Source organism: Sporomusaceae bacterium ACPt, assembly GCA_041428575.1.
In the GTDB taxonomy this organism is placed as follows: domain Bacteria; phylum Bacillota; class Negativicutes; order Sporomusales; family Sporomusaceae; genus Sporomusa_D; species Sporomusa_D carbonis.
In genome coordinates, this window is record CP155570.1 from 11441 (window position 1) to 30971 (window position 19531).

Annotated in this window: 11 protein-coding genes and 2 rRNA genes; 6 read left to right on the forward strand and 7 right to left on the reverse strand. The window is 47.2% G+C overall.

Going from position 1 to position 19531, the window contains the following annotated elements; genetic code table 11:
• Positions 1–32 precede the first annotated feature (32 nt).
• From SCACP_RS00065 to SCACP_RS00075, 3 genes are read left to right on the forward strand one after another with little or no spacing between them, the layout of a single operon-like run.
• Entirely contained in the window at positions 33–1958 is a 1926-nt protein-coding gene (locus SCACP_RS00065) for a serine protein kinase (RefSeq protein ID WP_425059463.1), read from the forward strand.
• A 21-nt stretch (positions 1959–1979) separates the two neighbouring features.
• Entirely contained in the window at positions 1980–3194 is a 1215-nt protein-coding gene (locus tag SCACP_RS00070; RefSeq protein ID WP_425059464.1) for a YeaH/YhbH family protein, read from the forward strand.
• Positions 3191–4489, forward strand: coding sequence for a SpoVR family protein (locus SCACP_RS00075; protein WP_425059465.1), 1299 nt, complete (start codon positions 3191–3193; stop codon positions 4487–4489). The genes SCACP_RS00070 and SCACP_RS00075 overlap by 4 nt, the downstream gene beginning before the upstream one ends.
• A gap of 64 nt (positions 4490–4553) precedes the next feature.
• Here SCACP_RS00075 and buk read toward each other — a convergent pair whose 3' ends face one another.
• Positions 4554–5627 (reverse strand): butyrate kinase, encoded by a 1074-nt coding sequence (buk, locus tag SCACP_RS00080; protein ID WP_425059466.1) that lies wholly within the window; start codon positions 5625–5627, stop codon positions 4554–4556.
• A 119-nt stretch (positions 5628–5746) separates the two neighbouring features.
• Positions 5747–6379, reverse strand: a complete 633-nt coding sequence (gene ytaF / locus SCACP_RS00085) for a sporulation membrane protein YtaF (RefSeq protein ID WP_425059467.1) — start codon at positions 6377–6379, stop codon at positions 5747–5749.
• A 221-nt stretch (positions 6380–6600) separates the two neighbouring features.
• Here ytaF and gyrA point away from each other — a divergent pair, with 221 nt between their 5' ends.
• The 3 genes from gyrA (at position 6601) to SCACP_RS00100 (ending at position 14518) form a co-directional block, all read left to right on the forward strand.
• Positions 6601–9054 (forward strand): DNA gyrase subunit A, encoded by a 2454-nt coding sequence (gene gyrA, locus SCACP_RS00090; RefSeq protein ID WP_425059468.1) that lies wholly within the window; start codon positions 6601–6603, stop codon positions 9052–9054.
• A 528-nt stretch (positions 9055–9582) separates the two neighbouring features.
• Positions 9583–11179 (forward strand): 16S ribosomal RNA (locus SCACP_RS00095).
• A 422-nt stretch (positions 11180–11601) separates the two neighbouring features.
• A 23S ribosomal RNA gene (locus tag SCACP_RS00100) occupies positions 11602–14518 on the forward strand.
• The 16S and 23S rRNA genes sit together here, the layout of an rRNA operon.
• A gap of 291 nt (positions 14519–14809) precedes the next feature.
• Here the strand turns inward: SCACP_RS00100 and SCACP_RS00105 are convergent.
• The 5 genes from SCACP_RS00105 to SCACP_RS00125 form a co-directional block, all read right to left on the reverse strand.
• Positions 14810–15667 (reverse strand): 3-hydroxybutyryl-CoA dehydrogenase, encoded by an 858-nt coding sequence (locus tag SCACP_RS00105; RefSeq protein ID WP_425061286.1) that lies wholly within the window; start codon positions 15665–15667, stop codon positions 14810–14812.
• A gap of 88 nt (positions 15668–15755) precedes the next feature.
• Positions 15756–16175 carry a MaoC family dehydratase gene (locus SCACP_RS00110; protein ID WP_425059469.1) on the reverse strand — a complete coding sequence of 140 codons (420 nt, stop codon included), beginning with the start codon at positions 16173–16175 and terminating at the stop codon, positions 15756–15758.
• 47 nt (positions 16176–16222) lie between these two features.
• A complete protein-coding gene (locus tag SCACP_RS00115) occupies positions 16223–17419 on the reverse strand; it encodes an FAD-binding protein (RefSeq protein ID WP_425059470.1) in 1197 nt (398 codons plus the stop codon).
• A 12-nt stretch (positions 17420–17431) separates the two neighbouring features.
• Complete coding sequence (locus SCACP_RS00120) at positions 17432–18217, reverse strand: electron transfer flavoprotein subunit beta/FixA family protein (protein WP_425059471.1); 786 nt, start codon at positions 18215–18217, stop codon at positions 17432–17434.
• A 38-nt stretch (positions 18218–18255) separates the two neighbouring features.
• Complete coding sequence (locus SCACP_RS00125) at positions 18256–19395, reverse strand: acyl-CoA dehydrogenase (protein WP_425059472.1); 1140 nt, start codon at positions 19393–19395, stop codon at positions 18256–18258.
• Between the last annotated feature and the right edge of the window lie 136 nt (positions 19396–19531).

Consider the following 19531-nt stretch of genomic DNA (forward strand, 5'->3'; position numbering starts at 1 on the left):
ATGACATTCATCAAAAAAAGGAGGCATGTGATATGGCCTATGATTTTGAAAAGCTTATTAAGCAAGACCGGGATGAACACAAACAATCCAAGTTTGACGGTACTTTGCTAGACTATTTGTCAATTGCCAAAGAGAATCCCGGTGTAGCAGTTTTGGCCCATCAGCGAATGTATGAGTTATTGATAAAATCGGGCGTAGAAACGGTAAAAACAGAAGAAAATCCTCGCTTAAAGCGGATTTACGGCAGTGATACTCTCAAACGCTACGCATTTTTCCAGAACAAGTTTTTTGGTATTGACAAAAGCATAATGAAAATTATGCGCTATTTCCATTCAGCAGCAATGAAAGGCGAAGAGTCCCGCCAGGTGTTGTATTTGGTAGGACCGGTTGGGGCTGGTAAATCTTCCATTATGGAAGCGTTAAAGCAAGCTCTGGAAATGAGTCCGCCGATATATGTGATTAAAGACTGTCCCATGCGTGAAGAACCATTGCATCTTATTCCTCAGCATCTGAGGCCACAATTTGAGAAAATGCTTGGTGTCAAAATTGAAGGTGATTTGTGTCCTATCTGCCGCTATCGCCTCAAACACGATTATAACGGTGAATTTGAACGTTTTCCGGTCACTACCTCCGAGTTTTCTATCAGGTCGCGTAAGGGTATTGGTGTTGTTCCGCCAGTTGACCCTAATAACCAGGATACTTCGGTATTATCAGGCTCGGTTGATATTTCCAAGCTTGATTTGTATCCTGAGGATGACCCCAGAGTATTGTCGCTGAATGGTGCTTTTAACGTGGGTAACCGGGGTGTTGTGGAATTTATCGAAGTCTTTAAAAATGATGTTGAATATCTTCACACCATGATTACGGCCACTCAGGAAAAATCCATTCCGTCACCTGGAAAAGGAGCCATGATTTACTTTGATGGCATTATTTTGGCTCATTCCAACGAAGCTGAATGGAATAAGTTTAAGTCTGACCACACCAATGAAGCCATTTTGGACCGTATTGTCAAGGTTGAAGTGCCGTATTGTCTGGAACTGGACGAAGAAGTGAAAATTTACCGCAAGGTACTCAAAAACAGCAGCTTTAACGCCCATATTGCACCTCATACCATTGAAGTGGCATCTATGTTCGCGATTCTTACCCGTTTAACAGCCTCTTCCAAAGTTGACCCGCTTACAAAACTAAAAATTTATAATGGTGAAGAAATTGTGGAAAAAGGTTCTACCAAGAAAATTGACATATTTGAGCTTCGTGATGAGGCGCCGCGTGAGGGTATGACCGGTATATCCACCCGTTTTATTATGAAGGCCCTTGATACTACTCTATCAGAATCAGAATTTAATTGCATTAATCCAATTGCCGTTATTGAGACCATGGTTAGGGCAACCAAAGAACTGGCTATTGCCGAAGATGAGAAAAAGCGTTATCTTGGCTTTTTACAGGATACGATCAAAAAGGAATACAACAAAATACTGGAAAAAGAAGTGACCAAGGCCTTTATTCACGGTTATAAAGAACAAGCCGAAAGTTTGTTTAACAATTACCTTGACCATGCTGAAGCTTTTGTTAACGCTACAAAGCTAAAAGACAAGAGCACCGGGGAAGAGCTTGATCCGGATGTTAAGTTCCTCCAGTCCATAGAAGAGCAAATTGGCATTACCGGTACGGCCGCCCATGGTTTTCGCCAGGATGTAACCTCATATATGTTCACGGTTATGCGGGGCGGGGGCAAAATTGACTACCGGAGTTATGAGCCGCTCAAAGAAGCCATCGAAAAGAAATTAACAGCATCGGTCAAAGAGCTTTCCCGGATTGTTACCCAGGCGAGAGTACGGGATAAAGAACAAGAAACTAAATTCAATGCTATGGTGGAAGCCATGAAAGAGAACGGTTATTGCGCGCATTGCTGCAACGTGGTGTTAAAATATGCTGCCAACAACTTGTGGAAGGACTAGTGCAAGAACGGAGGAGGGCCTATGGCAATATTTAAGGAAGGACGTACCGGCCAGTCTGACCGCTCGCAATATGACCGCAAACGCCATCGCGAACTGGTAGAAGATGCTATAAAGCGCAACCTGGGTGATATTATTGCCGATGAAAGCATCATTGGCCAAAGTAAAAATAAAAAAATTAAGATACCGATTCGCGGTATTAAGGAATACCAGTTCATATATGGCAAGAATAACGGCGGCACGGCCAGCGGCAGTGGCAAAGAGTACCGCGGTCAGGTTCTCGGCCGCACTAACAGCCAGCAGGATAATGGCGTGGGCCAGCCGGGAAGTGAGCCAGGCGAAGAGATCTACGAAACTGAAATTACTATGGATGAAATAGTAAACTATATGTTTGAGGATATTCAACTTCCAGATTTAGAGCGGAAAAAGTTTGCCTTACAAGATGCAGAATATAAGTTTAAAAAATCGGGATATCAGCGTAAAGGAATTCCGCCGCGGCTTGCTAAAAAGCGTACAGTAATTGAAAAGCTAAAACGGCAGCAAGGACTTATCAGAGAAAAAGTTTGTACTGAGGACCAGTCCGGAGATGGCCACCGGGTACGGGAGCGGGTGCCGTTTCGAGAGGAAGACTTGCGATATTTCCGGGTTAAAGAAGATATCCGGCGCCATTCTAATGCTGTTGTATTTTGTATTATGGATGTGTCTGGTTCAATGGACCAGAGTAAAAAATATCTGGCCCGTACCTTTTATTTTCTGTTATATCAGTTTTTGCGCTGGAAGTATGAGCAGGTGGAAGTAGTATTTATTGCCCACACCACCGAAGCTAAGGAAGTTAATGAACGTGAATTTTTCCACCACGGCGAGTCTGGCGGTACAATGATCTCCAGCGGCTATGCTAAAGCGCTGGAAATCATCGAACAGCGCTATAATCCATCGGTATGGAACATTTATGTGTTTCATTGTACTGACGGCGACAATTGGTCTGAAGATAATCCGAAAGCTCTCGAGATGGCCAAGGAATTAGTTAGTATCAGCAATTTAGTCGGCTATGTTGAAATACTTGCTAATTATGGCTATGGTATTACGATTCGCCGGGATCTTGAACAAAAAATGAAAGATAAAAATTTTATAATGGTATGTATGGCGCGCAAAGAGGATGTTTGGCCGGCTTTTAAACGGGTGCTGGAAAAAGAGACAGAAGCAGAATCAGGGACTGGGACGGGGGGGAAGGATGAGTGACAGACTATACAATGAGTGAGCTTGAAGGATGGAATGAACGGATTGAAACACTTATGCATGAAGCCGGTCTTAACTGCTATGAGCAACAGTTCGAGATATGCAGTTATGAAGATATGCTGTGTTATGAAGCGTATGTTGGCATGCCATCCCACTACCCCCATTGGAGTTTCGGCAAAGCGTATGAGCGGAAAAAAACTTTTTATAGCTATAATTTAACAGGCTTACCCTATGAGATGGTGATAAACTCTGATCCATGCATTGCCTACCTGATGCGGGATAACACGCTGCTCTTGCAGATACTGACAATTGCCCATGTATACGGACACAATGATTTTTTCAAAAATAACCGGTTGTTTAAAGAAAACACCCGGGCTGAACTGACGGTTGAAATGTTTAAGTCCCACGCCAGCCGGGTGCGGGACTATATTGCCGATCCCAGTATTGGTCCCAAAAAGGTTGAAAGAATTCTCGACGCCGCTCATGCTTTGCGGTTTCAGATCAGGCGGCAAGGCGAAGGAAAACCTCCCAGCAGGAGCGAACTGGCTAAGGAAACGCCTGATGTGGTGCCAGACCGGCTTAAAATTGATCTTTTGGGATTTTTGAGTGAGCGCGGTAAATTAACGTACTGGGAAAAAGACTTAATAAATATTGTGCGAGAAGAATCCTTCTATTTCTTACCCCAGATGGAGACCAAGATTATGAATGAAGGGTGGGCCAGCTATTGGCACTACCGGCTGTTAAATGACCTTGAACTACCACAAGGTCTGCATTTTGAATTTTTACAGCGCCACAATTTGGTTGTCAGGCCGTATCAAGGTCAAATTAACCCATACTTTATCGGTTTTAAAATGTTTGAATATCTTGATAAGAATCATGGGCAAGACAAAATATTTGAAATTCGGGCCCAAGAACGGGACCAGTCGTTTCTAAGACGGTATTTAAACCGGGAACTATGCGAAGAAATGTGTTTGTTTAACTATAAGATACGCGGCGCTGAGATTGTTGTGGCCGAAGTTGCTGACGAAGACGGCTGGAAAGTGATCAGGGATGAATTAGCCAATACCGTCGGCTTGGGAATGGTACCCGAAATAAATCCGCAAGGGGTGGAGAACGGCGTATTGGTGATCGAGCATGTTTACGACGGGCGGGAGTTGGAGATGAATTATGCCAAGGAGACCCTAAAATATGTTGCCGATTTATGGGGCGGTAAAGTGGATTTAAAGACCAAACTCAACAACAAGGATAAGATAATTCGTTGTACTGAAGATAAGATAGTTTCCGTGTGGGATGATTAATCATGTATAAAAAAGAAAGAACCGGGTTAGCGGTATTTTGCCGCAACCCGGTTCTTTCTTACCATTAGCCTTTATACTCTTTGGCTGCTTCTTCGCCGGTTAGTACCCGGTAAGCGCCTTCAGCCAGCGCTTGTAGTTCATTTTCACCAGGCAGGACAACGACAGGAGCGATAAAACCAATATAGTCTTTGAGTTTGGCGGTAAGTTGCTCAGAATAAGCAATACCGCCGGTCAAAATAATATGGTCTACTTTGCCGCAGACGGGAACAGCCGCAGCGGCAATGCTTTTGGCAATTGCATAGATCATAGCCTGATAAACAATAGCTGCCCGGTCATCTCCTGCTGCAACCCGGCGCTCAACTTCGCGTACGTCATTGGTGCCAAGGTGGGCTACCAGGCCCCCTTTACCTGCTAACAACTTGGCCACAGAGTTATGATCCAAATTCTCAGAAATAACTTTTTCGGCAAATTGTCCGGCCGGCATTGTGCCGGCGCGTTCTGGTGAGAATGGGCCTTCTCCGTCTAAGGCGTTATTAACGTCGACAACTTCACCTAATGCATGGCAGCCAACAGAGATGCCGCCACCCAAGTGAGCCACAATTAGGTTGAGACTGTTATAAGGACGGTTGATGCTCTTGGCAAAACGTTTGGCAACCGCCTTTTGATTAAGGGCATGAAAGATGCTTTTGCGGACAATTTCCGGGCGTCCGGTAACTCTGGCTATGGGAGTCAGTTCGTCGACAACTACCGGATCGACAATATAGCCGGGACAACCGCCTTGTTTGGCAATCATGTCAGCAAGAATAGCGCCCAGATTGCAAGCATGAGCCCCATAGCGGTTATGCTTTAAATCATCTAACATCATATCGTTGATTTTATATGTGCCGCTTACCAATGGCTTCAGGAGGCCGCCACGACCGACAATTGCCGCAAAATCACCGGCTTTTAAGTTTTGACCGGCTAAAAAAGCATTTATCTTTTCCAAACGGTATGGAAACTGGTCGGTAATTGTTGAGAAGGCAGCAAGATCTTCAGCACTGTGACTGATATTTTGGGTGAGTATTTCTTCAGTATCATGATATAACCCAATTTTGGTAGAAGTTGAACCTGGATTAATGGTTAAAATTTTGTAAGGCATAGTGGTCCTCCAATTCGTAGTTAGTTTTATTTTACAGTTCATGTTTAATTGTAGTAGAATTGTCAGGATTTGTTAAGCCGAATAAGCGGTAATTTATCTAAAAAAAACTGCACCTGGTCTTATACCAAGCGCAGTAGACCTAATATTATCAGTATTGCTCCGGGAATATAGGGAAATCTTTTTTTTAAATCATCGGAGCCCAGGCGGGTAGCTGCGGTCATCCCCAAGCCAATCAAGAGTATCTGAATAATAGCCATTATTACCGGGGTGTATAGTGGAAGTGGTTTAATGAGAGCGGCAGCGAAGGTGGCAACGATATTGTCAATGCCTAAAGCCAAACCAAGCAGTACGGCTTCAGAGGGGCTGATAGAATGAGAGTGGTCCATGTCGGCTGTTTCCGGATCAGCCATAATACTGATAACTATGCGGCCCATCCGGACAGTAAGGCGGGCATTGGCCACTTTTGTATCCTTATTTGAGGAATTTTTGGCGATGTATTCCTGAAGAATATTCCAGGTACCAATAGTAATTAACATCAGTGAGCCGGCGGCAACTGCCAGATGAGTATTGAGGAGTGAACCCAGATAGTAGGCAAGAGCCATGGCAACGCCGGTACATATTCCGGTGATAAGGCCAATCACAATAAGAGAACGGACAGGCATTTTTATTGATTTTAGCCCGTAAGCTATGCCGGCGACAAAGGCGTCAATACTGACAGCCAAACCGAGCAGCAATACATAAAAAATGTTCATGAACCACTGCGCCTCCGTTATCATGATAAAATTTATATATCTTTCGTGTTAGTATATGGATTACATTAAAATTAGGTTACAGGCGCACTGAAGCTTCTGTCAGCATAACGGATGACAATGAGCCAGATATTCTAATAGTTTTGCGATTGGCCTGATTTTTGCAGGATTTTTTTGCATTTGTGGGGAAAATATAGTAAGATGTCGATTACTGAGGTGGTTATGTGCAAGATAGTTTAGATTTTGGTTTAGGTAAAGTTTTACCTGTCAAAATTGAAGAAGAAATGAAAAATTCATATATCGATTATGCCATGAGTGTAATTGTTATGCGGGCGCTGCCTGACGTGCGCGATGGCCTGAAGCCGGTTCATCGCCGGATACTATACGCTATGCATGAAGCCGGAATGACCGCTAATAAGCCGTATAAGAAATCGGCGCGTATTGTCGGCGAAGTTTTAGGTAAATATCATCCTCATGGCGACAGTTCGGTATATGATGCTATTGTCAGAATGGCGCAAGATTTTTCTACCCGCTATATGCTGGTAGACGGACACGGTAACTTTGGCTCGGTCGACGGCGATTCGGCAGCAGCCATGCGCTATACCGAAGTACGTATGTCGCGGATTGCTGAAGAAATGCTGGCCGACATCGAAAAAGACACCGTTGACTTTGTTCCTAACTATGACGAATCATTGAAAGAACCGGCCGTGCTTCCGGCCAAGGTGCCTAATCTGTTAATCAACGGTTCGGCCGGTATTGCTGTCGGTATGGCCACCAATATACCCCCGCATAATCTGGGGGAAGTTGTTGACGGCCTGATCATGATGATTGATAATCCTGATGTTACTATCCCCGAGTTGATGATGGCCATAAAAGGGCCTGATTTTCCGACCGGGGCCTTGATATTAGGGCGGGAAGGCATTAAACAGGCTTATACTACCGGCCGGGGAGGCATTAGAATCCGTGCCCAAGCCAGAATTGAAAATATGTCTGGTGGTAAGCAACGTATTTTAGTTACTGAACTGCCGTACCAGGTGAACAAGGCTAGACTTATTGAAAGTATTGCTGCACTGGTAAGGGACAAGACGATTGACGGGGTTACCGACCTTCGGGATGAGAGTGACCGTACCGGCATGCGGGTGGTCATTGAACTCAGACGGGATGCCAATGCTGATATAATTTTGAATCAGTTGTACAAACATACGCAAATGCAAGAGACCTTCGGTGTTATTATGCTGGCGTTGGTGAATGGTCGTCCCAAAGTGCTCAACCTGCAGGAAGTGCTCAGGCATTATCTTGACCATCAAAAAGATGTAATTATTCGTCGCACTAAATTTGAACTTGATAAAGCGCGGGCGCGTGCACATATTTTAGAAGGTCTGAAAATTGCGCTTGATCATTTGGACGCCGTTATTGCCACCATTCGCCAATCACGCACGCCGGAGATTGCTAAAAACGCGTTAATGGATAAGTTCAGCCTTAGTGAAAAGCAGTCTCAGGCCATCCTGGACATGCGTCTGCAAAGGCTAACCGGACTTGAACGCGAAAAAATTGAGATGGAATACAAAGATATTTTGGAAACCATCGAATGGCTGGAAAGCGTGTTGGCTGACGAACATAAAGTGATGAACATTATTAAGGAAGAACTGCTGGACGTTAAAAAACAGTTTGCCGACGAACGCCGCACGGTTATTACCAGTGATGTGTCTAAACTTGATGTTGAAGACCTTATTGCCGAGGAAGATATTGTAATTACTTTGACCCACCAGGGTTACATCAAGCGTCTGCCGGTTGATACCTACCGTAGCCAAAAACGGGGCGGCAAAGGCGTTACCGGGATGGGCACCAAAGAGGAAGACTTTGTTGAACATCTCTTTGTGGCGACAACACATCATAATCTATTGTTCTTTACCAGCAGGGGCAGAGTTTATCGCCTAAAAGGATATGAACTGCCTGAAGCCGGGCGGACAGCCAAAGGGACAGCTATTGTCAACCTGCTGCAGATTGAAAAAGATGAAAAAATCACGGCTGTTATTCCTATTAAAGAATTTACCGGCAAACGCTACTTATTTATGGCCACGCAAAAAGGCATTGTTAAGAAGTCGGAACTGCTGGAGTTTGACACAGCCCGCAAAGGGGGCTTAATTGCTATTTCGCTGGATGAAGATGATGATTTGATTGGTGTTAAGCTGACCAACGGCGAACACGATATCATCATGGGTACCAGAGATGGCAAGGCCATTGTCTTCCATGAAACCGATGTGCGGGTCATGGGCCGAACAGCCCACGGTGTACGAGGCATAAACTTAGAGGATACCGACCAGGTAATAGGCATGGATGTTGTGAAAAAAGACGGTGAAGTGTTGACTATAACCTCCGAAGGTTATGGCAAACGTACACCAATAGACGAATATCGCATAACAGGACGGGGCGGTAAAGGAATTATTAACATCAAACCTAAATCGGCCGAAAAAATTGGTCATGTTGTCGGTATCAAAGTTGTTAAACCTGGCCAGGAACTCATGCTGATAACCAGTGACGGCATTATCATCCGCATGGAAATTGACACTATCCCGGTAACCAGCCGCAGTACCCAAGGCGTTAAAGTAATGCGCACCGAAGAAAACGATCAAGTTGTCGCGCTGGCGGTTGTTGAAAAGAAAGCTAATAACGACTAATATGTAGAGCGCCCTAACAGGGCGCTCTGTATTTCAAAAATATACCAAATAAAGTATTGTTGACATAATGATAATGCCGTGATATTATAAATAGGTCGCTAATCAAAGCAACAAAATATTCCAAAATCAAATGGTCTACAAACAGTATTTTGGTTAAACTAATAAAAATATGTTGACACGGTTGAATAAACCTGCTAATATATAAAAGCTGTCGCTGCTGCGATGCAGTAGCGGTGGAAACAAAGAATGTGTTCCCTGAAAACTGAACAATGTAAGAATGCATCATAAGCGTACTATCGTACGGGCTGCATAATATTCATGGTCTTGACGGCCGTCATGTTATGTATTCTCGATACATTGTACGGGCCAGATGTGCGGTTCGTGTGTCACTTGCGACATACGAAAACCTAAATTAATTCTTTATTGATTTAACGAGCCAACAAATGGCTTCATGATAACGCGGATGTTCGACTGCTAACGCAGCGAACAAAGCGATCACATCAGCGCTAAAGCGCTGTGTGCCTGCTTTTCATGGAGAGTTTGATCCTGGCTCAGGACGAACGCTGGCGGCGTGCCTAACACATGCAAGTCGAACGGTCTGCTGTTCAACACCGAGAGTTTTTGCCAACACAAGAGCCATCGGTGTTGGACAGCAGATAGTGGCGAACGGGTGAGTAACGCGTAGACAACCTGCCTCTAAATTGGGGACAACACCGCGAAAGTGGTGCTAATACCGAATGTGGTATCCTGGCCGCATGGCGAGGATAAGAAAGGTGGCCTCTATTTATAAGCTGCCGTTTAGAGATGGGTCTGCGTCTGATTAGCTGGTTGGTGAGGTAACGGCTCACCAAGGCGACGATCAGTAGCCGGTCTGAGAGGATGAACGGCCACACTGGGACTGAGACACGGCCCAGACTCCTACGGGAGGCAGCAGTGGGGAATCTTCCGCAATGGACGAAAGTCTGACGGAGCAACGCCGCGTGAGTGAAGAAGGCCTTCGGGTTGTAAAGCTCTGTCGTTTGGGACGAACGTGGTTTGGGTGAATAATCCAAGCTAATGACGGTACCAAAGGAGGAAGCCACGGCTAACTACGTGCCAGCAGCCGCGGTAATACGTAGGTGGCAAGCGTTGTCCGGAATTATTGGGCGTAAAGGGCGCGTAGGTGGATCATTAAGTCTTGAGTCTAAGAGCGGTGCTCAACGCCGTATAGGCGCAGGAAACTGGAGATCTTGAGTGCAGGAGAGGAAAGCGGAATTCCCAGTGTAGCGGTGAAATGCGTAGATATTGGGAGGAACACCAGTGGCGAAGGCGGCTTTCTGGACTGTGTCTGACACTGAGGCGCGAAAGCCAGGGGAGCGAACGGGATTAGATACCCCGGTAGTCCTGGCCGTAAACGATGGATACTAGGTGTAGGAGGTATCGACCCCTTCTGTGCCGGAGTTAACGCAATAAGTATCCCGCCTGGGGAGTACGGCCGCAAGGTTGAAACTCAAAGGAATTGACGGGGGCCCGCACAAGCGGTGGAGTATGTGGTTTAATTCGACGCAACGCGAAGAACCTTACCAGGGCTTGACATTGAGCGAAAGGTCTAGAGATAGATCCCTCTCCTTCGGGAGACGCGAAAACAGGTGGTGCATGGCTGTCGTCAGCTCGTGTCGTGAGATGTTGGGTTAAGTCCCGCAACGAGCGCAACCCTTATCCTTTGTTGCCAGCACGTTATGGTGGGAACTCAAGGGAGACTGCCGCAGAGAATGCGGAGGAAGGCGGGGATGACGTCAAGTCATCATGCCCCTTATGTCCTGGGCTACACACGTACTACAATGGGCTTAAACAAAGCGAGGCAAGACCGCGAGGTCAAGCAAAGCGCGCAAATGAGCTCTCAGTTCGGATCGGAGGCTGCAACCCGCCTCCGTGAAGTCGGAATCGCTAGTAATCGCAGGTCAGCATACTGCGGTGAATACGTTCCCGGGCCTTGTACACACCGCCCGTCACACCACGAAAGTTGGAAACACCCGAAGCCGGTGGGGTAACCGTAAGGAGCCAGCCGTCTAAGGTGGGGCCGATGATTGGGGTGAAGTCGTAACAAGGTAGCCGTATCGGAAGGTGCGGCTGGATCACCTCCTTTCTAGGGAGAACTGTTCGAGGTGACACTCGGACTACTTCCAGGTCGGTACATTTGGCAGATGATAACTCTTACATTGTTTGGTTTTGAGGGAATGCTAGTTACCAGAAGTTACTTGTTGAAATACACGAGTGACTATGATAACATAGATATTCCTGATGTTCCTTGAAAACTGCACAGAAGAAAGCAAAAGTAAAGTAATGCCTCATAGTAACATATGAGAAGTTCTTTACGCGCAATTAGGATTTATACTAAAGGCAAAACGTAAGCTATTAGAAAAAGCTTATTAACGGCTTAGACTGTTCAGCGTGTATCAGATGCAAGGCGGACCGGAGAAGTGTGCAGCGCCGCGTACGTAGTGTGTACGCAAGCAAACACTTCGAGGACCAACGAAGCAGATGATGCGCGATCAACAGTCGTAACTAAGTCAAGTTAGTAAGGGCATACGGCGGATGCCTAGGCGCCAAGAGCCGACGAAGGACGCGGTAAGCTGCGAAAAGTCATGGGGAGCCGCAAGCAGGCACTGATCCATGAATATCCGAATGGGGGAACCCGGCGGTGATAATGCACCGTCGCCTAACTTAGGTTAGGAGGGCACCAGGGGAACTGAAACATCTAAGTACCCGGAGGAAAAGTAATCAAACGAGATTCCCTAAGTAGCGGCGAGCGAACGGGGAAGAGCCCAAACCAGAGAGCTTTTGCTCTTTGGGGTTGAGGACCGGCGGAAGTTGAGCCAGGTCTAGTCGAACTACCTGGAAAGGTAGGCCGCAGAAGGTAACAGCCCTGTAGGCGAAAGACAGAGGCGAAACGGCTGGAATCCAGAGTACCACGGGACACGAGGAACCCTGTGGGAAGCAGGGGGGACCACCCTCCAAGGCAAAATACTCCTTGGCGACCGATAGCGCATAGTACCGTGAGGGAAAGGTGAAAAGCACCCCGGGAGGGGAGTGAAAGAGAACCTGAAACCGTATGTCTACAAGCAGTCGAAGACCGTTAAAAGGTCGACGGCGTGCCTATTGAAGAATGAACCGGCGAGTTACAGTAACTAGCGAGGTTAAGTGGAAAACACGGAGCCGAAGCGAAAGCGAGTCTCAAGAGGGCGAAAAGTTAGTTATTGTAGACCCGAAACCGCAGTGATCTATCCATGACCAGGGTGAAGCGCAGGTAAAAATGCGTGGAGGCCCGAACCCGTGAGCGTTGAAAAGCTTTGGGATGAGTTGTGGATAGGGGTGAAATGCCAATCGAACGCGGAGATAGCTGGTTCTCCCCGAAATAGCTTTAGGGCTAGCCTCAAGAGGTAAGTACAGACGGTAGAGCACTGATAGGGCTAGGGGCCGTTTAGGTTACTGAACCTTGTCAAACTGCGAATGGCTGTACTCAAAACTTGGGAGTCAGACTACGAGTGATAAGATCCGTGGTCAAGAGGGAAACAGCCCAGACCATCAGCTAAGGTCCCGAATGCCGTACTAAGTGGCAAAGGATGTGCAATTTCCGAAACAACCAGGATGTTGGCTTAGAAGCAGCCACCATTCAAAGAGTGCGTAATAGCTCACTGGTCGAGAGATTGTGCGCCGAAGATGACCGGGGCTAAAGTACGGAACCGAAGCTATGGCATGTCTAACGACATGGGTAGGGGAGCGTTCTATATGGATTGAAGCAATACCGTAAGGAGTTGTGGACTGTATAGAAGTGAGAATGCCGGTATGAGTAGCGAAAAGACAAGTGAGAATCTTGTCCACCGAAAGCCTAAGGGTTTCTGAGGAAGGATCGTCCGCTCAGAGTCAGTCGGGACCTAAGCCGAGGCGTAGATGCGTAGGCGATGGACAACTGGTTAAAAATCCAGTACCACCTAGAGTCGTTTGAGTGATGAAGTGACACAGCAGGGTAGATGAGCGCGAGGATGGAAATTCGCGTCTAAGCTTGTAGGGTGCTTGGTAGGCAAATCCGCCAAGCTGGAACCTGAGGAGTAACGGAAAGCTGTTAGAAATAACGGCGAATTCATTGATCCCACACTGTCAAGAAAAGCTTCTAGCGAGATGATAGGTGCCCGTACCGTAAACCGACACAGGTAGGCGGGGAGAGAATCCTAAGGTGCGCGGGAGAACCCTCGTTAAGGAACTCGGCAAAATGTCCCCGTAACTTCGGGAAAAGGGGAGCCTCGGATGTGTACACTTGAAACGGTGGAAGCATAAAGAGGTTGCAAAAAAGAGGCCCAAGCGACTGTTTACCACAAACACAGGTGCCTGCTAAAGCGAAAGCTGACGTATAGGTGCTGACACCTGCCCGGTGCCGGAAGGTTAAGAGGAGAGCTTAGAGCAATCGAAGGTTTGAATTGAAGCCCCGGTAAACGGCGGCCGTAACTATAACGGTCCTAAGGTAGCGAAATTCCTTGTCGGGTAAGTTCCGACCCGCACGAAAGGTGTAACGACTTGGGCACTGTCTCAACGAGGGACCCGGTGAAATTGAAATACCTGTGAAGATGCAGGTTACCCGCGACTGGACAGAAAGACCCCATGGAGCTTTACTGCAACCTGACATTGAGTTTTGGTAAATGATGTACAGGATAGGTGGGAGGCTGAGAAGCTAGGACGCAAGTCTTGGTGGAGCCGATGTTGGGATACCACCCTTGATTTACTGGAGTTCTAACCGAAGGAGTAACGAGACTCGGGACAGTGTCAGGCGGGCAGTTTGACTGGGGCGGTCGCCTCCGAAAGAGTAACGGAGGCGCCCAAAGGTTCCCTCAGCGCGGATGGAAATCGCGCGAAGAGTGTAAAGGCAGAAGGGAGCTTGACTGCGAGACAGACAAGTCGAGCAGGGACGAAAGTCGGGCTTAGTGATCCGGTGGTACCGAGTGGAAGGGCCATCGCTCAACGGATAAAAGCTACCCTGGGGATAACAGGCTAATCTCTCCCAAGAGTCCATATCGACGGGGAGGTTTGGCACCTCGATGTCGGCTCATCACATCCTGGGGCTGAAGTAGGTCCCAAGGGTTGGGCTGTTCGCCCATTAAAGTGGTACGTGAGCTGGGTTCAGAACGTCGTGAGACAGTTCGGTCCCTATCCATCGCGGGCGCAAGAGACTTGAAGGGAACTGCTCCTAGTACGAGAGGACCGGAGTGGACGGACCAATGGTGTACCAGTTATTCCGCCAGGAGTACAGCTGGGTAGCTACGTCCGGAAAGGATAAACGCTGAAAGCATCTAAGCGTGAAACCAGCCTTAAGATGAGGTCTGTCATTCGAAAGAAGTAAGGCCCCTTACAGATGATAAGGTAGATAGGCCAGGTGTGTAAGTGGAGCAATCCATTGAGCTGACTGGTACTAATCGGCCGAGGACTTGACTTATATTTGCCTGGAGTAGGGAAGTTACTCGCTAACGCTCGTAACTAAGCGACTCACACAGGTTCTAGCGTTGCTATTGCTCCTGATAACCTGGTTCGCTGCTTATCTTCTGTGAAGTTTTCAGGGAATGTACCTATACGAATCAGCACTCATGATAGTCACGAGTGCTTTTTTTGTTTTTCTATCCATCATAGAATTAACGCTAAGCATACTATTCTTGCCTGGCATTCTTTGAAAAAAATTGCAGTTAGCCTCTATCTGAGACTAGCTGCAATTTTTTTGGTCACGATAGGTTTACTTGCTATAGTCGTAAAAGCCTTTACCAGTCTTACGGCCAAGGTAACCGGCCTGAACCATCTTTTTAAGCAGCGGGCAGGGGCGGTATTTAGGGTCACCATAGCCGGCAAACAGGACTTCCATAATATAGAGTACCGTATCGTTACCGATAAGGTCTGATAACGCTAACGGCCCCATTGGATGATTGAATCCCAGCTTAGCTACCGTATCGATATCTTCAGCGCTGGCGACACCTTCCATTAGGGTGTAGACAGCTTCATTAATCATGGGCATCATGATCCGGTTACCGACAAAACCGGGGAAATCTTCTATTTTTACCGGTGATTTGCCAAGCGTAATTGTTAACTCTTGCACAGCAGCGAAGGTATCTTTACTTGTCGCCAGACCATTGATGATCTCAACCAGTTTCATCACTGGCGCGGGGTTAAAGAAATGCATGCCAATCACTTTTTCCGGGCGCTTGGTCGTCGCGGCAACTGCGGTGATTGGCAAGGAGGAAGTGTTAGTTGCCAAGATGGTATGAGCCGGGCAAAGGCGGTCTAGCGTCTGGAAGATATCGCGCTTAATGTCCATATTTTCAACGGCGGCTTCAATGACCAGATCTACGTTGCAGGCTGCAGCATCAAGTTCTACAACCCCAGAGATCCTGGCAAGGATGGTGTCCTTTTCTTCGGAAGACAGTTTGCCTTTTTCTACCGCTTTAGCGAGATTTTTGTCAATGGTTTTAATACCTTTTTGGACAAAATCTTCTTTTATGTCACGCAGAATTACCTCCAAGCCGCTTTGGGCCATGACCTGGGCAATACCACTGCCCATTTGCCCAGCACCGATAATTAATACTTTGTTGATTGCAATGTTCATCGTTGATTGATTATCCTCCTTGTTACATGTGTTTAAAAAATGGGCGTTGTTCCATTTGAAACAACGCCTATTTATAACAAGATTAATCTTTCTTCATAACGGTTGCTTTACCGTCGATTACCACAACACCGTTCTGGTTAGTAACAGTAGTCTTAAATATCAAGCGGCTTTTGGCTTCGATTTTTTCTATAACTTCTACTGTTGCAGTGACAGTATCACCAATTTTTACAGGGGCTTTAAAGGCTAATTCCTGGGCGAGGTAAATCGTATTGGCGCCAGGTAAGGCTGTACCAAGCAAAGCAGAAATAAAGCCGGCTGACAGCATGCCGTGGGCAATACGCTCTTTGAACATGGTGGTTTTGGCGAATTCGGAATTAATGTGCACCGGATTAAAGTCACCGCTTAGACCGGCGAAGGTATATACGTCATACTCAGTAACGGTCTTGGCCATGCTGGCTTTGTCGCCAACTTTAATATCGGCAAATTTTATGTCTTGCACCATACAATAACACCCCTATTCGATGAGTAAAGTTACTACTTATTGTTATATTAACCGGCGGTTTTGATCTTTTTAAATTCCTCAATTAATGCCGGAATAACTTCAAGCACGTCGCCGACAATGCCGTAGTCAGCCACTTTGAAAATGGGGGCGTCCGGATCCTTGTTGATGGCAATAACAATGTCAGAGGAGGACATACCGGCCAAGTGCTGAATTGCGCCGGAAATGCCACAAGCAAAGTAAATCTTGGGTCCGACGGTTTTGCCGGTCTGGCCGACCTGATGAATAGCAGGCTTCCAGCCTGCGTCAACAGCTGCGCGGGACGCGCCTACGGCACCGCCTAATACAGTGGCAAGTTCTTCAATTAGTGTGAAGTTTTCCGGTTTGCACATGCCGCGGCCACCCGAGACGATAATTTCTGCTTCTTCCAGATTGCAGGAAGCGGTGCATACTTTAATGACTTCAAGCAGCTTGGTACGGATGTCTTCAGGTTTGACTTTGCTGCTGACGCGGATGATTTCGCCGCTGCGGGAGAAGTCTTGCTCCGGTCGTTTGAACACTTTAGGACGAACGGTGCCCATTTGGGGACGATGCTCCGGGCACAAAATGGTGGCCATGATATTGCCGCCGAAAGCCGGACGGGTCCAGGCCACAAGGCCGGTAGCTTCATCAATGCCCAGGTTGGTGCAGTCAGCAGTAAGTCCGGTACCAACCCGGCAGGCTACCCGGGGGCCAAGGTCGCGGCCATCATTAGTTGCTCCCATCAGGATTACCGAAGGATGGTAGGTATTGATCAGGTCGGTCAGGGTAATAGTATAAGCGTCGGTGGAGTAATGTTTGAATTCTTGACCTTCTACCAGGTAAACCTTGTCGGCTCCACTGGCAAAAATATCTTTTGCCAGGTTTTCTACGTTGTCACCGATCAACACGCCGGCCAGTTCTTGCCCCATGGCATCAGCCAATTTGCGGCCTTCGCCGATCAACTCGTGGGCGACACTGCGGATGTGTCCGTCAACTTGTTCAACATAAACCCATACACCTTTATATTGGCTTTTATCAATAGCAACTGTTTTTTCTTCAGCTTCGCGGATGATAGCGCCTACCGGACAAACATCCACACAAGCGCCGCAAGCGGTACAAGTTTCGGTAATTACTGCTTTACCATCTTCCACAATAGCGCCGAACGGACAGGTACCCACACAGGCGCTGCAACCGATACATTGGTCGTTAATTACTTTTACAGCCATATCTTTAACCCCCTAGACAATCTTGGCATCAGACAATTTTTGAATTAACAGGGCAGCTGCCTCGCGGGCCGAATCAGCCTGGATAATTTCGCCCTGGGTGCGTTGTTTGGGGGTGAATATCCGGCGTACCTGGGTAGGCGATCCTTTGAGCCCGATCTTTTCGGCTACGACAGGCACATCATTGGCTGTCCATACCGGGATTTCCTTGCGGTTTGCTTTCATAGTCCCTTTAACAGTAGGATAACGGGGTTCATTGATAGATTTTACGACCGTCAAGACGACTGGCATGGAGACTTCAATAATTTCGTAGCCTTCTTCTTGCTCCCGTTCAATGCGCAGCTTATCGCCTTCCACATCAATTTTCGCCACATAGGTTACTTGGGCGATATCCAGGTGTTCGGCAATTTCCGGGCCTACCTGAGCGGTATCACCATCAATAGCCTGCTTACCACAAAGGATAATATCCACTTTTCCCAGTTTTTTAATACCGGCAGCTAAAGTGTGGCTGGTGGCAAGGGTGTCAGCGCCGCCAAAAGCCCGGTCGCTTAAGAGAATGGCCTCATCTGCGCCCATAGCCAGACATTCTTTGAGAGCATCTTTGGCTTGCGGCGGTCCCATTGAGATGACGGTGACTTTGCCGCCGTGTTTTTCTTTTAATTGCAGGGCTGCTTCTACCGCATTTTTGTCAAATGGGTTAACAATACTGGGAACGCCCTGCCTGATGAGAGTATTGGTCACCGGATCAATTTTTACTTCAGTGGTGTCAGGCACTTGCTTGACACAGACAACTATTTCCATAAGCGAGTCCTCCTATTGCTCTTATAACTGTGAAACTTTTAGCGCAAAATGGCGCTGGAAACAACCATACGCTGAACTTGGTTAGTGCCTTCATAGATTTGAGTAATTTTGGCATTACGCATCAGGCGTTCAACCGGATACTCACGACTGTAGCCGTAACCACCGAAAATTTGTACCGCGTCGGTAGTGACAGCCATAGCGACGTCAGAGGCATACATTTTGGCCATGGCCGCTTCTTTGGAGTATGGCAGGCCTTTTTCTTTGAGGTATGCGGCACGATAAACCATGAGACGGGCGGCTTCAACCTTGGTAGCCATATCTGCCAGCATGAAGGCAATGGCCTGGTTACTGGCAATAGGTTTACCGAATTGTACCCGCTCTTTGGAGTATTTAACGGCATGGTCGAGAGCGGCTTGGGCAATGCCGAGAGCCTGAGCGGCAACGCCGATACGACCGCCGTCCAGGGTCGACATGGCAATTTTGAAGCCGTCGCCTTCTTTGCCGAGAAGGTTTTCTTTTGGTACTTTTACGTCTTGGAAGACCAATTCCATAGTCTGGGATGTATGTATTCCCATTTTGTGTTCCTTTTTACCGAAGGTGAACCCAGGAGTGCCTTTTTCCAGGATAAACGCCGAAATACCTCTGGCTCCTTTGGCTTTGTCAGTCATGGCAAAAATAACATAAGTCTCGGCTTCGCCGGCATTGGTAATGAAGATTTTGCTGCCATTGATTATATAATGGTCGCCATCAAGAACGGCTACTGTCTGCTGAGCGGCAGCATCAGTACCGGCGTTGGGTTCGGTCAAGCCAAAGGCGCCCATTTTTGTGCCTTCCAGCAGCGGTACCAGGAATTTTTGTTTTTGTTCTTCTGTACCATAGGCGTAGATAGGCCAAGCGCACAAAGAAACGGTGGCTGATAAAGTTATGCCAATACCATCGTCAACTTTGGACAGTTCTTCTACAGCCAGGATGTAGCTAAGGACATCGCCGCCGGCGCCGCCATATTGCTCCGGAAAGCAGATACCGGTAAAGCCCATTTCTCCCATAGCGTCAAAAATCTCCCGGGAGAATACTGCATGTTCGTCCCGTTCCGCTACAGTAGGAGCTACAGTTTTTTCGGCAAACTCCCGCACCAGTTTTTGCATCATTTTTTGTTCTTCATTAAGTTCAAACAACATAAAGAAAAAACCCCCTTAAATAATTTATTTGTCAACTTCGTCGCCAGGCGAAAGAAGTTGGCTAATTCAGCCGGTGAAAAATATCACGATTCCAATCCGGTAATAGCGCCAATAGATGATGAAATATCTACTGGCG